The 216-nt window shown below is 43.1% G+C and carries 1 protein-coding gene; it reads left to right on the plus strand.

Annotation, left to right across the window (positions count from 1 at the left end; genetic code table 11):
- Positions 1–15 precede the first annotated feature (15 nt).
- On the plus strand, positions 16–216 hold a 201-nt coding region (locus tag QCD75_RS22130; RefSeq protein WP_301231666.1), incomplete at its 3' end, for a hypothetical protein.

A 216-nucleotide genomic window follows, 5' to 3' on the forward strand; every position in this document is an offset into this window, starting at 1 on the left:
GGTAGTAGCTACTTTATGGGTTACTATCAGGGGTATCCACCACATACTAAGACTGAATCGTTTCAGTTGGGTAGTGATTCAGCGAATGGGAATACGAAGTATCTGTTACCGGATTGCGTTGATGCTATTATTGTCAGCGACTTGCAGTTAAAGATGTTCCCTGATAGGTGCGCAAATACCGTTGCGGGTTCAACAACTACTGTAACTTACCTGAAT

It is taken from the genome of Arthrobacter sp. PsM3 (assembly GCF_030433895.1).
Classification (GTDB): domain Bacteria; phylum Actinomycetota; class Actinomycetes; order Actinomycetales; family Micrococcaceae; genus Arthrobacter.